Origin of the sequence: Pseudarthrobacter sp. MEB009 (genome assembly GCF_030208875.1) — a bacterium.
In the GTDB taxonomy this organism is placed as follows: domain Bacteria; phylum Actinomycetota; class Actinomycetes; order Actinomycetales; family Micrococcaceae; genus Arthrobacter.
The window spans coordinates 42,930-56,614 of the sequence record NZ_JARVTC010000020.1; the positions used below are offsets into that span (position 1 = coordinate 42,930).

At 67.5% G+C, this 13,685-nt stretch carries 16 protein-coding genes; 14 read left to right on the forward strand and 2 right to left on the reverse strand.

The genetic code is table 11. The features are described from left to right. Positions 1 to 36 precede the first annotated feature (36 nt). The 4 genes from hisC to QRN07_RS18620 all read left to right on the forward strand — a co-directional run bounded on the left by hisC (position 37) and on the right by QRN07_RS18620 (position 2,991). Positions 37 to 1,131, forward strand: coding sequence for a histidinol-phosphate transaminase (gene hisC, locus QRN07_RS18605; RefSeq protein ID WP_285241866.1), 1,095 nt, complete (start codon positions 37 to 39; stop codon positions 1,129 to 1,131). Beyond that, positions 1,128 to 1,787, forward strand: a complete 660-nt coding sequence (locus QRN07_RS18610; RefSeq protein ID WP_285241867.1) for a YitT family protein — start codon at positions 1,128 to 1,130, stop codon at positions 1,785 to 1,787. Before hisC ends, QRN07_RS18610 begins: the two co-directional genes overlap by 4 nt. A gap of 69 nt (positions 1,788 to 1,856) precedes the next feature. After that, complete coding sequence (locus QRN07_RS18615) at positions 1,857 to 2,519, forward strand: NADPH-dependent F420 reductase (RefSeq protein WP_285241868.1); 663 nt, start codon at positions 1,857 to 1,859, stop codon at positions 2,517 to 2,519. Between the two features lie 124 nt (positions 2,520 to 2,643). Next, positions 2,644 to 2,991 carry a hypothetical protein gene (locus QRN07_RS18620; protein ID WP_050685031.1) on the forward strand — a complete coding sequence of 116 codons (348 nt, stop codon included), beginning with the start codon at positions 2,644 to 2,646 and terminating at the stop codon, positions 2,989 to 2,991. A gap of 23 nt (positions 2,992 to 3,014) precedes the next feature. Here the strand turns inward: QRN07_RS18620 and QRN07_RS18625 are convergent, their stop codons facing one another. Together QRN07_RS18625 and QRN07_RS18630 are read right to left on the reverse strand one after the other, a co-directional pair. Then, positions 3,015 to 3,968, reverse strand: coding sequence for a threonine/serine dehydratase (locus tag QRN07_RS18625; RefSeq protein ID WP_502934799.1), 954 nt, complete (start codon positions 3,966 to 3,968; stop codon positions 3,015 to 3,017). After that, positions 3,955 to 4,131 (reverse strand): hypothetical protein, encoded by a 177-nt coding sequence (locus QRN07_RS18630; protein WP_157370959.1) that lies wholly within the window; start codon positions 4,129 to 4,131, stop codon positions 3,955 to 3,957. The genes QRN07_RS18625 and QRN07_RS18630 overlap by 14 nt, the downstream gene beginning before the upstream one ends. Positions 4,132 to 4,338: 207 nt before the next feature. Between QRN07_RS18630 and QRN07_RS18635 the strand changes: the two genes are divergently transcribed. From QRN07_RS18635 to QRN07_RS18680, 10 genes are all read left to right on the forward strand, one after another. Next, on the forward strand, positions 4,339 to 4,668 hold the full coding sequence (locus tag QRN07_RS18635) for a PadR family transcriptional regulator (RefSeq protein WP_050685034.1): 330 nt from the start codon (positions 4,339 to 4,341) through the stop codon (positions 4,666 to 4,668). Next, positions 4,665 to 5,036 carry a DUF1048 domain-containing protein gene (locus QRN07_RS18640; protein ID WP_285241869.1) on the forward strand — a complete coding sequence of 124 codons (372 nt, stop codon included), beginning with the start codon at positions 4,665 to 4,667 and terminating at the stop codon, positions 5,034 to 5,036. Before QRN07_RS18635 ends, QRN07_RS18640 begins: the two co-directional genes overlap by 4 nt. 52 nt (positions 5,037 to 5,088) lie before the next feature. Next, positions 5,089 to 5,868, forward strand: coding sequence for an ABC transporter ATP-binding protein (locus QRN07_RS18645; protein ID WP_285241870.1), 780 nt, complete (start codon positions 5,089 to 5,091; stop codon positions 5,866 to 5,868). Positions 5,869 to 5,874: 6 nt separating this feature from the next. Next, complete coding sequence (locus QRN07_RS18650) at positions 5,875 to 6,636, forward strand: ABC transporter permease (protein WP_285241871.1); 762 nt, start codon at positions 5,875 to 5,877, stop codon at positions 6,634 to 6,636. Between the two features lie 100 nt (positions 6,637 to 6,736). Beyond that, a complete protein-coding gene (locus tag QRN07_RS18655; RefSeq protein WP_285241872.1) occupies positions 6,737 to 7,339 on the forward strand; it encodes a nucleoside/nucleotide kinase family protein in 603 nt (200 codons plus the stop codon). 287 nt (positions 7,340 to 7,626) lie between these two features. Beyond that, positions 7,627 to 8,487, forward strand: a complete 861-nt coding sequence (locus QRN07_RS18660) for a MurR/RpiR family transcriptional regulator (protein WP_285241890.1) — start codon at positions 7,627 to 7,629, stop codon at positions 8,485 to 8,487. Positions 8,488 to 8,534: 47 nt separating this feature from the next. After that, the gene (locus tag QRN07_RS18665) at positions 8,535 to 9,446 is read left to right on the forward strand and encodes an NAD(P)-dependent oxidoreductase (protein ID WP_056598505.1); all 912 of its coding nucleotides are present in this window, start codon (positions 8,535 to 8,537) and stop codon (positions 9,444 to 9,446) included. Positions 9,447 to 9,471: 25 nt separating this feature from the next. Continuing rightward, positions 9,472 to 11,019 (forward strand): aldehyde dehydrogenase family protein, encoded by a 1,548-nt coding sequence (locus QRN07_RS18670; RefSeq protein ID WP_285241873.1) that lies wholly within the window; start codon positions 9,472 to 9,474, stop codon positions 11,017 to 11,019. Between the two features lie 29 nt (positions 11,020 to 11,048). Next, entirely contained in the window at positions 11,049 to 12,275 is a 1,227-nt protein-coding gene (locus QRN07_RS18675) for an amidohydrolase (protein WP_285241874.1), read from the forward strand. Continuing rightward, positions 12,272 to 13,648, forward strand: coding sequence for a DUF3100 domain-containing protein (locus QRN07_RS18680; protein ID WP_050685042.1), 1,377 nt, complete (start codon positions 12,272 to 12,274; stop codon positions 13,646 to 13,648). The genes QRN07_RS18675 and QRN07_RS18680 overlap by 4 nt, the downstream gene beginning before the upstream one ends. Positions 13,649 to 13,685 lie beyond the last annotated feature (37 nt).

The window sequence follows — 13,685 nt, forward strand, 5'->3', positions numbered from 1 at the left end:
TTGTGCACATCCGACGAAATGCCAGACGATGCTTGCATGACCAGCATCCTTCCCGAAGCTTCCGCACCCAAGGTGCGTCCCGACGTCGCACAGTTGCCCGCCTATGTTGCCGGCAGGAGCGCCCTAACTGACCTGACCGCGGCGCTGGCCTCGAATGAGAGCCACTTCGCGCCCCTGCCGTCCGTGCTGGACGTGTTGGGCGCGGAAGCAGGCAGGATCCACCGCTATCCCAGCATGGGGGCGGTGGAGGCCCGCGAAGCGATTGCCCAACACCACGGCGTCACACCGGACGAGGTGGCGGCCGGTCCGGGAAGCTCAGGGGTGCTGCAGCAGATCCTGTCCGCAATGTGCGGGCACGGCGACGAGGTAATCTTCGCGTGGCGGTCCTTTGAGGCCTATCCCATCCTGGTGACGGTGGCCGGCGCGGTATCGGTCCCGGTCCCGCTGCGGGCGGACGAGCACCACGACCTGCCCGCCATGGCAGCGGCCATCACGGAGCGCACCCGCGTGGTACTGCTTTGCTCCCCCAACAACCCCACTGGCGTTTCCATCGGCGCGGCGGACCTTGACGACTTCCTCGCCGCCGTTCCCCCGCATGTGCTGGTGGTTCTGGATGAGGCCTACATCGAGTTCCAGCGCGGGCCGGGCGTGGATTCACTGGACTTCTACCGCCGGCACCCGAACCTGTGCATCCTGCGCACCTTCTCCAAGGCGTACGGGCTGGCCGGCCTGCGGATTGGTTACGCGATCGCCCGGCCGGAGATTGCGGACGGACTGCGCCGCACCGCCGTGCCCTTCGGCGTGAACCGGATGGCCCAGGCGGCCGCGGTGGCGTCCCTCGCCGCCGACGCCGAAATCACCGAACGCACCGGGGCCGTGGCCGCGGAACGCAGCCGCGTGACGGCCGCCCTGCGGCTGGCAGGCTGGGACCTGCCGGACAGCCAGGCCAACTTCTTCTGGATCCGGGCCTCGGACGCGCTCCGGGAGGACATCGTTGCAGCGCTGGGCGCAGCGGACATCCTGGTGCGGGGATACGCGGGCGACGGCGTCCGCATCACTTTGGCGGACACCGCCACCAACAACCGGGTGCTGGCAGTCCTGGGCCACCGCGCGGGGTTCGCCGCCGCATGAGCACTCCCGCTGCCACACTTTCCGCTGCCGAAAAACCTGCCCATGCGCAGGGCGGGCCTGCCACCTTCCGCCATACTGCCGCGGAAGACATCCTTGGCATCCTCACCGGGACCTTCGCCGCATCCCTGGGCCTTTACCTGCTCAAATCCAGCGAGGCGGTAACCGGTGGAACGGCCGGCCTGGCCCTGCTGTTCAGCTACTCCGTGACGGTACCCTTCGGCGTCATTTTTGTGGCCGTGAACCTGCCGTTCTTTATCCTGGCCGTGTGGAAGAAGGGCTGGGACTTCGCGCTGCGGACCGGTGCGGCCATCGCCCTGGTGTCTGTCATGTCCAGCCTGCACCCGCTGTTCCTGGGCGCCCTGGACATCCAGCCCGCCTACGGCGTGGTGGCCGGGAACCTGCTGGCCGGGGTTGGCCTGCTGATCCTGTTCCGGCACAGGTCGAGCCTTGGGGGCTTCAACATCCTGGCGCTGATTCTGCAGGATCGCCTGGGCTGGCGGGCGGGCTATGTGCAGATGGTCCTGGACGTGGCCATTGTGCTGGCATCGCTGGCGCTGGTTCCGGTGCCCATGGTGTTGCTGTCGGCGGCTGGTGCGACACTCCTGAACCTCATCCTGGCGCTCAACCACCGGCCAGGCCGCTATCTGGGACAGTAGCCGCCGGGGCGCTGGTTTATTCCCCGGGCCGGACTGAAATATCTGCGCCCGGTCCGCCGTTGGCCCCATATGACGACTATTGGAATCATCGGAGCAGGACACATCGGCAGCCAGGTAGCCCGGAAGGCGGTGGCCACCGGTTATGACGTGGTCATCAGCAACTCCCGCGGGCCGGAAACCCTGGCGGACCTCGTGGCGGAACTCGGCCCCAGGGCGCGGGCGGCAACCGCGGCCGAGGCGGCAGAGGCGGGCGACTTCGCCGTGGTGACGGTGCCGCTGAAGAACTACCGGGACATTCCGGTGGCGCCGCTGGCCGGCAAGATCGTGATCGACACCAACAACTATTACTGGGAGCGGGACGGCCGCGTCCCCGCCCTCGACAACGGCGAAGCCACCACTGCGGGGTTGCTCCAGGAGCACCTGCCGGAGTCCAAGGTGGCCAAGGGCTTCAACCACATCATGGCCAAGGACATCTCCGGGGGCACCCCTGCAGGAACCGAAAACCGGCGGGCGCTGGCCACGGCCAGCGACTTTCCGGAGGGCTCGGACCTGGTGGCAAAGCTGTATGACGAGTTCGGTTTCGACACGGTCAATATCGGCCCGCTGTCCGAATCCTGGCGCGTGGAGCGCGACCGCCCGGCCTACGTGGTCCGGCAGAACGCCGCCGAGCTTGAGGCGAACCTCGCCAAGGCACCCCGCACCGTTAGCGGCGCACCAAGCGGGCAACCTTGAGCGGCGGCGGGCCGGGACTATCGTGCCTGCCGCCGCTTTGTTGCGCCGCCGCGACCTGCCCGGCAAGGCGCATCAGGCGCTGTTCTGCTTACAATCGAAACCTCAATCAACTACTGAGGGATCCATGAAGAAATTCACCATTGCCCTGTTTGCCGCCGGACTCGCCGTCTCAGCCACGGCCTGCACCGCTTCGAACCAGCTCACCACCCAGGAAACCTGCGAGCGGATCCAGGCAGTGGTGTCCAGCCCGGCCAACAATGCCGGCAAGACGGGCATGAACCGCCTGGCCAACCAGATCCGGCCCATCCACGCCGTTGCGTCCGACGACCTGAAGCCGGCACTGGAATCCATCCTCGAATTCACTGATGAGCAGGCCAAGGAGACCCCCGACGAGGACAAGCTCGCTGACTTGTCAGCTGATTACCAGGAAGCCGGCACCACGTTCAGCTCGCTCTGCGGCGGCCAGCAGTAGCTTCCGGACCGCACCCGGCAGCCCTACAGGGTTGCCGGGTCCGTGTTTGAGCCGCAGAGAATAACGGCCACCTTCTCGCCGGGTTGCGGCGCGTAGGAGCCGGCCGCCAGCGCCGCATAAGCCGCGGCGGCACCGTGTTCCACCACCATCCGGTAGCCGTTCCACAGGGCCGACCGCGCGGCGATGATGTCCGCATCCCTCACCAGGACGCTTTCGACGCCGGTGCGGACCGCCACGGAGTAGCCGATCTCCCCTATGCGGCGGGCACCCAGCGAGTCGGCCGCAACGCCGGAGACGGCCACGTCCACGGGTTTTCCGGCCGCGAGCGCGGCGTGGAGGGTGGGCGCGGTCGCCGGTTCCACTGCCACCACTTTGGCCGAACCTTCCACGGCTGCCGCGATGCCGGCCATCAGCCCGCCGCCGCCCACGGCCACCAGGATGGTGTCCACGCCCGGCAGCTGTGCCAGCAGTTCAGACCCCACGGTTCCGGCCCCGGCGGCAATTTCCGGCTGGTCGTACGCGTGGCAGTACACGGCGCCGGTTTCAGCCGCGTACGCCACCGCAGCCTGGTACGCCACGGCATATTCCGCCCCTGCCTGGACCACCGTGGCGCCGATGGCCTTCAGTTTCTGCACCATCACGGCGGGCGCAGTCTCCGGGACAAACACGGTTGCCGGCACCCCCACCTGGGCGGCGGCGTAGGCGTTGGCCAGCCCGGCGTTCCCGCCGGAGGCCACCACCACGCCCACGTCCGGCCGCAGTTCCCCGCGTTCCCGGCTCGCCAGGATCCGGTTCAGCGCGCCCCGCGCCTTGAAGGTGCCGGTGTGCTGCATAAACTCGCACTTGAACCAGACCTGCCCGGCAACCGTTCCTGGGTCGCCGGCCAGGATGGGGGTGGTCCGGGCGAGGCCCTTGGTTCGAGCGGCCGCCTGGGCAACGTCAACGCTGGTGATCACGGGCGGCTCAGACCTCGTCATCCCAGGTGCCCGGCTCTTCCAGGGCATCCTCGGGTTTGTCCTCCTGGCCAGGTTCGCCCTTGCCAACGAACGATGCGGGGACGGTTCCGGCAGCCTGCGTCTGCTGTTCCTCGCGGATGTTGGCGGCCTGCCCGGTGGGCTGCTCTTCGTTGGACGTGCTCATGATCATTCCTCTCGCTGGGAGTGGCGGTAGTTCCTGCCGGGTCCGGCCCGGCATGCCTCCAGCCTAGAGGTTCCGGCTGCTCCGCTGCGGACCCCGCCTGGTCGGTTGAGTCCGGCGGCTCCGCCGAAAACTGCCCCTTGCGCCATCACTACCTAGTGCTACTATGTAGTGGTAGTCAGCAATACTAAGTAGTGATGGGAGGACCTGATGGGCAAGCAAATGACGGAGATGCTCAAAGGCACCCTCGAAGGCATCGTCCTGGCCATCCTGGCGGGCAGCCCCGCCTATGGCTACGACATCACGGCCCGCCTGCGGGACAAGGGGCTCACGGACATCGCCGAGGGAACGGTATACGCGCTCCTGGTGCGGATCGAGCAGCGCGGACTGGTGGACGTTGAGAAGCGCCCCTCCGAAAAAGGGCCGCCGCGCAAGGTGTACTCGCTCAACGCCCAGGGCGGGGAATACCTCGAGGAATTCTGGAAAACATGGAGCTTCCTGTCCGGGCGGCTCGAACAGCTCCGCAACGAAGGGAGATGACGTTGTTCATCACAGACATGATCGACCAGAAGAGGCGGTTCCGCCGGTACAAGGCCCGCAAGGAGCAGCTCCCGGCGAACTACCGCAAGGTGCTGGACGCTGTGGAGCGCTACTTCTGGCACTTCTCCTCGGGCAAGGGCGAGAGCATCCTGCAGCTCCTGGACGACGTGGCGGACCTCTTTGAGCAGGCCGCCGCTGACGCCACCCCGGTCCGGGACATTGTGGGCGCGGACCCGGTGGAGTTTGCCGAGGAACTGATGCGCAACTATCCGGAGAGCCTGTGGATCAACAAGGAGCGCGAGCGGCTCGCCCAAACCATCAACAGCATTGCCGGGGACCACGGAACCTCCGGCGACGGGCGAAGCTAACCACCCGCCGTCGGCCGTTCCCCGGCGCAAGCCAGGAAGGAACTGCAACGACATGGCAACACAACAGGAACCGGCGCCGGCAATCCGGGTGCGCGGCATGGAGAAGTCCTTCAAGGACCTGCATGTCCTGCGCGGCGTGGACTTTGACGTGGCCCAGGGCTCCATTTACGCATTGCTCGGCTCCAACGGCGCGGGCAAAACCACCATCATCCGGATCCTGTCCACGCTGCTGCGGCAGGACGCCGGCACCGCCTCGGTCAACGGGTTCGACGTCGGCACCCATCCTTTGGCGGTCCGGCAATCCATCAGCCTGACGGGCCAGTTTGCCGCCGTGGACGAGATCCTCACCGGCCGGGAGAACCTGGTGCTGGTGGCACGGCTGCGGCACCTTGCCGGCCCGGGCGGGATCGCGGACGACGCCCTTGCGCAGTTCAACCTGACCGACGCCGGGACCCGCAAGGTGGCCACCTACTCCGGCGGCATGCGGCGGCGCCTCGACATCGCCATGAGCCTGGTGGGTAATCCGCCGGTGATTTTCCTGGACGAGCCCACCACCGGACTGGACCCCGAAGCGCGCAAGGACGTGTGGCAGGTGGTCAGGACACTGGCGGGGCAGGGCACCACCGTGGTGCTCACCACGCAGTACCTGGACGAAGCCGAACAGTTAGCGGACCGGATCGGCATCCTCCATCAGGGCCGCATCATCGCGGACGACACCCTGGCCGGACTGAAGCAGCTCCTGCCCCCGGCCAGGACGGAATATGTGGAGAAACAGCCGAGCCTCGAGGATATTTTCCTCGCCATCATCGGCAACAACGCATCAGGCAGGTAGGACACCATGGCCACCCATTTTTTCAGCGACACCTCCGTCCTGCTGGGACGGTCCCTGCGGCACATCGCCCGCAGCCCGGACACCATCATCACTGTCACCATCACCCCGATCGCACTGATGCTGCTGTTTGTCTACGTCTTCGGCGGCGCCATCAGCACCGGGACCGGCAACTATGTCAACTATCTGCTGCCGGGCATCCTGCTGATCGCCATCGCTTCGGGCATCGCCTACACCGCATTCCGGTTGTTCACGGACCTGCAGGGCGGCATTTTCGATCGTTTCCACTCCATGCCCATCGCGCGGTCCTCTGTTCTTTGGGCGCACGTCATCACGTCCCTGGTGGCCAACGGCCTGTCGCTGGTGATCATTGTGCTGGTGGCGCTGCTGATGGGTTTCCGCACCCCGGCCGGGCCGCTGGCATGGCTGGGCGTTGCCGGCATCCTCGCCCTGTTTACGCTGGCGCTGACGTGGGTGGCCGTGATCGCAGGGCTGTCCGCCAAGTCCGTTGACGGCGCAGGCGGCTTTTCCTACCCGCTGATCTTCCTGCCGTTCATCAGCTCCGCCTTCGTTCCCACGGACACCATGCCCGGGCCGGTGCGCGCCTTCGCGGAAAACCAGCCGGTCACCGCGATCGTCAACACCATCCAGGACCTGTTTGCCGAACGGCCGGTGGGTTCCGGGATCTGGGTGGCCCTCGCCTGGTGCGTGGGCGCCCTGGTCGTGGCCTACGTACTGGCCATGGCGGCCTACCGCAAGCGGTTTCCTTGACCGGCACCGCCTTCGCGGGCGTCCCAACGACTGTGAGTTGGGACTCAGCCGGGACACACGGCCGCCCTCCGGCGTTAAGCAGACGGCGGAAGGAGGCCACATGATCATTGTCCTGACCGGAATCGACGGTTCGGGTAAGTCCACGGCCGCCCGCGCTTTGGTAGCAGCCGTGAAAGCAGGCGGCGGAGAGGCGCTGCTGCTCAACAACCACGCGGGCCGCCGCAGCATGTCAGTGCTGGGCGACCGGCTGGGGGTCCGGCTCCCGCCCCGGCTGGCCGACGCCATCGAAACAACGGTGCGCGGGTGGAACGTCCTGGTCTCGCACCTCCGGGCCAGCCGTCACCCGGGCCTGGTGGTGATGGACCGGCACCTGCACTGCCAGTTGGCGCTCCGGGACACCAAGGGGATCCCCCAGGGCCGACTCCTGCCCTGGCTCCTGGCGGCACTTCCCCAGCCGGCCGCCGTCGTCCATCTCGAGGTGGATCCCGCCACCGCCCACCAGCGCATCCTTGCGAGGGGCGCCGATAACGAGACCCTGGAGGACCTGGCCGCCTTCCACGAGGCCTACCGCAGGCTTCCGGGGTACGGCACGTTCGTGAGGCTGGATGCCGCAGTGACGCCGCAGGAACTGGCGCAGCAGCTGCTGGCCGTGGTGAACCGGCCCCTCCCTGCCACCGGCACCCTTAGCCCGGACCGGACCTAGCTGTATTGGCCTGGCAGCTGCTGGTGCCTGCAGCGGTCCCGCGGGCCGCCAAAAGGGCTCCGCCTGGAGCGGGCCCGACTAAAGCCGCCGGCATAACAAACCCGGAAAATCCTGCAACCAACAGGGTTTTACCTTCCTGAAACACAAAACACTGTTCGCAAACGCAATTGCAGGCTACATTTGATGCAATTGCACTTGCAGAGTGATCTGCGTTACAGAATGGTCCTGCCTTGAACCCCAGCTTTTCCCCCGAGCACCTTTCCGAAGAGAACGAGTTCGGTTCCGGCATCGACTCCAGCTCCGGCATCAGCTCGCACGAATGGCTGGGGGACGCACTGCCGGACGTTGCGCTGACCAAGGCGCAGAGCCGCGTGGTGGAAGTCATCCGCCGCAACCCGCAGCTGTCGTCGTACGCGGAACTGGCCGAAATCGCCCAGCGCGCCGACGTCAACAACTCCTCGGTGGTGCGCACAGCGCAGCACCTGGGCTACCGGGGCTGGCCGGACCTGCAACGCGAGCTCCGCTCCAGGTACCTGGTGATGATCTCCACCGAGGAAACCCTCACCGAACACGGCGTCACCCGCAGCCCGCTGTACGAAGCCATCACCCACGACATCGAAAACCTCCGCCTGACGCTGGACTCCAACACCCCGGAGGAAGCTGAGGGGGCCATTGCGGCAATGGCCGCGGCCAGGTCAATCACCGTTGTTGGCATTGGCTCGTTCGCCGGTCCCGCCGGCGTGATGGCCCACCTGGGCTCCACCATGGGCTACCCCATCACGCTGGAAAACCGCGCCGGTGTCCACCTGGCGTCGAGCACCAACAGCCTTGGCCCCGGGGACGTCCTGGTGGTCATCAACATGTGGCGCTCGGTAAAGCACATCATCATTGCCGCCGAAGCCGCCAAAGAGGCGGGCGCCACCGTCGTGGCCATCAGCGACCTGCGCCGCGGCCGCCTGGCCACCGCCGCCGACCACCTCCTGGTGGTGGCCTCGGAGGGCATCTCGTTCTTCCAATCCGTTACCGCCGCGAACTCCCTGGTCTACGGCCTGCTCGCCGGCATGGAGGCTGCGCATCCGGAACGCAGCCGGGCCACCATCCGGCGCACCCAGCAGCTCTGGAAAGACCTTGACGTCTACCTCGACTGACTGCGCCGAACAGCCAAACCACCACCACCTCCTGAGGAGTACCCCCTGTGAACCAGCCAACAAGCCGCCGCATCGCCGTGATCGGCCTCGGCGCCATGGGCGGCGCCATGGCCGCCACCCTGCACAAGGCAGGGTGGGACGTCACTGGTTTCGACCCGTCCGAAGCCGCCCGGAAATCCGCCGCAGATGCAGGCATCAGCACCACTGACAGCCTGCCCGGCATCGCCGGCACACCGTATGCAGTCCTGTCCCTGCCCGCGGCCAGCATCGTGGAAACCACCGTTCCCCAGCTGCTGGCAGCACCGGGCACCGTGGCCATCATCGACACCACCACGTCCGAACCCGCCACCAGCAAGCACATGGCCCAGCTTGCGGCGGCACAGGGTGCGGCCTTCATCGATGCCCCCGTCTCCGGCGGCCGGGACGGCGCCGCAACCGGCACCCTCAGCGCCTTCGTGGGCGCCACGGATGCCGCACTGGAGGCCGCCGGGCCGGTGCTGCAGGCCCTCACCGGCGGAAACTTCAGCCACATCGGCGGACCGGGTTCGGGCAACGTGGTCAAGCTGCTCAACAACGTCCTGGCCGCCGCGAACCTCGCGTCAGTGGGAGAGGCCCTCGGCGTCGCCAAGGCCTACGGCATCGATCCCGCCACGGCCGCGGCCAGCATCAGCGGAGCCTCCGGCGGCAGCAAAGTCTCCGCCAACATGTACCCCACCTGGGTCCTCACCGGCACCCACAACTCCGGCTTCTCCCTCGGCCTGATGGCACGCGACGCGGCCCTCGCCGTGGAGATCGCCACCCGGATCGGCGAAAGCCCCACCCTGCTCACCGCCGTCGCCAACCAGTGGCAGGACGCCTTGGCCCTCCTCGGCCCGCGGGCCGACTTCACGGAAATCGCACGGACCGTCGCCCCGGCCATCACGCCCGCGGGCGCGCCCACCACCACACCCACCGCCTGATTCCCAGCCCTTAAGGACCATTACCTTGCCTATCACCACAGCACCCACCTCCTCCTCGGCGGCCACCGCCCGGGCCGTCCTGGACGCCGCCTTCCCGGCCGGCCTCGGGGCCTTTGTTGACGGCAGGGTTGCCACCGGCAGCGGCGACAGCATCACGCTCACCGCAGCAGCCACCGGCGAACCCTTCGCCACCTACGCCGACCCAGGCACCGACGGCGCCAACGCCATCCTTGAAAGCTCGACGGCGGGCGCGGCCATCTGGGGAGCGCTCAACGGTTTCGAGCGGGCAGCCATCCTCCGCAACGTCAGCCGCGTTGTCGAGGCGCACGGCGAGGAACTGGCCATCCTCGAATCCGCCACCACCGGCAAACCCATCCGCGATGCCCGCGTCGAAGCCGCCAAAGTCGCCGAAATGTTCGGCTACTACGCCGGCTGGGCGGATAAACTGACCGGCCACACCATCCCGGTCCCGGGCAACTGGCACACCTACACCGAGCGCGTCCCATGGGGCGTTGTTGTCGCCATCACGCCCTGGAACGCTCCGCTGTTCACGGCCGGCTGGAATTCCGCAGCACCCCTGGCCGCCGGCAACGCCGTGATCATCAAGCCCAGCGAATTCACCCCCGCCTCCTCGGTCCGGCTGGCCCAGTTGGCCCACGAGGCGGGACTTCCGGCCGGCGTCTTCAACGTGGCGGCAGGACTCGGCCAGACCGTCGGCGCCGCCCTCACCACCGACCGGCGCGTGGGGAAGGTCAGCTTCATCGGCTCCGTCCCCACCGGCCGCCGGGTGGCCGTCGCTGCAGCTCAAGCCGGCATCCCGGCGCTGCTGGAACTCGGCGGCAAAAGCGCCAACATCGTGTTTGCCGACGCCGACCTGGACCGCGCCGCGGACGGCGCCATCTCCGCGATCTTCTCCGGCGCCGGCCAGTCCTGCGTGGCAGGATCCCGGCTCCTGGTGGAGCGCAGCGTGCACGCGCAGTTCATCGAGATGGTCGCTGCCAAAGCCGCCCGGCTCCGCGTCGGCGACCCGCTCAGCGCAGACACCGAGGTGGGCCCCATCATCACCGCCCAGCAGTTCGCCACGGTCACCACACTCATCGAGGAGGGAATGCACGACGGCGGCCGCCGGGTCACGGAGGCGGCGCTTCCGGAGGCACTGGCCGGGTCCGCCCTGGCTGGCGGGCACTGGGTGATGCCCACCCTGCTGGACGGCGTGACACCGGCCAACCGGCTCGAAACCACCGAGGTCTTCGGTCCTGTGGTGGGCGCTGACGCGTTCGACACCGAGGCAGAGGCCATCGCCCGGGCCAACAACACCAACTTCGGCCTGGCCGGAGCGGTGTGGACCTCCGACGTCTCCCGCGCCCACCACGTGGCCCGCGAGGTAAAGGCCGGCACGTTCTGGATCAACTCCTACAAAACCATCCACGTGGCAGTCCCGTTCGGCGGATTCGGCGACTCCGGCCATGGCCGCTCCTCCGGCCCGGGCGTCCTGGACGAGTACACCCAGACAAAAGCCATCTGGGTGCCCACCCGTGCCGCCGGGTCCCCCTTTCCTTCCCTGTCCTACTAGACCGGCCCACCCAGAACAGGCAGCTACCCATGGAACAGACAGAGCCAACCCCCCCGGCGCCGGACCTCCGCGCCGAACTCGCTGCCGGCGTCGAACGCTGGCGTCCGCAGGTGCAGGAACTGGCCCGCGACATCCACGCCCACCAGGAGGTTTCCTTCGAGGAGGTCCGCTCGGCGGAGGCCATCGCCGCGCTCCTGGAAGCGGGCGGCTTTTCGGTGGAACGCGGCACAGCCGGCCTGCCCACGGCCTTCACCGCCACCGCCGGCACGGGTGAACTGACCGTTGCCCTGTGCGTGGAATACGACGCGCTTCCGGACATCGGCCACGCCTGCGGGCACAACCTGATCGCCGGCGCTTCGGTGGCGGCGGCCCTGGCCCTCCAGCCGCTGGTGGACCAGCTGGGCATCACATTGAAGGCCATCGGCACCCCGGCCGAGGAGCACGGCGGCGGCAAGGTACTGATGCTCAAAGCCGGGGCGTTCGACGGCGTCGGGCTGGCACTGATGGTCCATCCGGTCCAGGACGGGGTGACCTACAACCCGGCGGGGACCAGCGCCCAGGCGGTGGGCAGGTACCAGGCAACGTTCACCGGCAAGGCCGCGCACGCCGCAGCGGCCCCGCACCTGGCCGTGAACGCAGCCGACGCCGCCGTGTTGAGCCAGGTTGCCGTTGGCCTGCTGCGCCAGCAGATCCCCGGCGACCACCGCATCGCGCTGTATGTGGCTGAGGCCGGGCATGTCACCAACATCATCCCGGAGAAGGCAGTGGTCCAGTTTGAATGCCGGGCCTTCACCCTGCCGGAGTACGAGGCCCTCCTGGAACGCGTCCGCCGCTGCTTTGAAGGGGCCGCCCTGGCCACCGGAACAACGCTGGCCATCGAACCGACCGAACCGTTGTATGAACCGCTGCGCCAGGACGACGAACTTGCCGCACACTGGACCGCGGCCATGGACACTTTCGGCAAGGACACCTCACCGTCGGCCGGCCTCAGCGGCGGTTCAACCGACATGGGCAACATCTCCCAGGTCATCCCGTCCCTTCATCCCTGGCTCAGCATCCCTGGAGCCAACGTCCCCATCCACTCGCACGCGTTCGCAGCGCTTGCCGACACCCCCGGGGCCTACGGCGTGATGTTCGAGGCAGCCACAGCGCTGGCCTGGACCGTCTCCGCCGCTGCCTCAACCCCCACCCAACGGGAACGCTTCACCAAAGCGGCATACCGCCGTCGTACTTTCACCCAGGAAGGCACCTCATGAGTACCAGCACCACAACCCCGCGGAAAGACACAGCTGGTGCCCGGCTGACGCTTCCGGTCGCCGCGCTGGCGTTTGTCATTGCGCTGGCCGTGCAGTTCATTGGCCAGGCCAAAATCGACCTCGGAATCGGCGCAATCGTCATCTTCCCCATGGTCTGGGGGCTGATCCTCGGGCTGCTTGTATCCATCCAGAAGTTCAAGCCCATGGGCATCGACCTGCAACGGGTCGCGGCAGCCCTGGTGGGGGTGGCCGTCCTGCTGCTGGTGGCCCGGCTGGCCTTCAACATCGGCCCCAGCCTGCCCACGCTGCTCCGGGCCGGACCCGCCCTGCTCCTCCAGGAGGTGGGGCACCTGCTGGGCACCATCATGCTGGCCCTCCCGCTGGCTGTCCTGCTCCGGATGGGCAAGGCAACGGTTGGCGCCACGTTCTCGCTGGACCGCGAACCGTCGTTCGCCATGGTCTCCGAAAAGTACGGTCCGGACTCGGACCAGTACCGCGGTGTGCTGGCCATGTACGTCTTCGGCACCCTGTTCGGCGCCGTGTTCATTACGCTGCTCACCTCGCTGGTTGCCAACTGGAAGATCTTCGATCCGCTGGCTCTCGCGATGGGCGCCGGCGTGGGCTCCGGCTCCATGATGGCGGCTTCCTCGGCCAGCATCATCGCCGCTTACCCGGCGGACCAGGAAGCCATCCTGGGCATGGCAGCGGTATCCAACCTGATCACCACCATCCTGGGCGTCTATGTGGGCATCTACATCGCACTGCCCCTGGCGGACAAGTTCTACAAGTTCCTTACCCGCAAGCAGACGGCCCGCGAAAAGGCTGCGGTGGCTGCCGACGGCGGCACTGTCCGCAGCCAGGCCGACGTTGACCGCGAAGCCGCCCAGGCCGAGGAGAACCGGGCATTCCGCGAAAAGGTTGCGGAGTCCTCCGCCGCCATCAAGCTCCCGTTGTGGCTGTCCCTGTCGGTCCTGACGGTCCTCGGCATCGGCACCGCGTCGGTGGCTGCCAAGGGGTTCAGCCTGTCCATCGTGGGCGGCTACGGCATCATGCTGGCCCTGGTCCTGGTCAGCCTGGCACTGGCGAAGGCCACCCGGAAGATCTCGGCGATTGTCTACGTCACCACCATCGGCGCGTACATCTCCAGCCCCTGGTTCTTCGGGGCGGAGGCCCTGAATTCGGTGATGAAAACGGTCGACTTCCTGTCCATCGCCACCGTGATGCTCACCCTGGCCGGCCTCTCGCTGGGCAAGGACATTCCGTTGCTGAAGAACATCGGCTGGAAGATCATCCCGGTGGGCCTGGTGGCCATCACGGCATCGTTCCTGCTGTCCACGGTCATCGCGGAGTTCGCCCTCGGGTTCTGGCACTGAGCCGGCAGGGGCCGCCGCGCCGGCGGCCCCTGCCCCT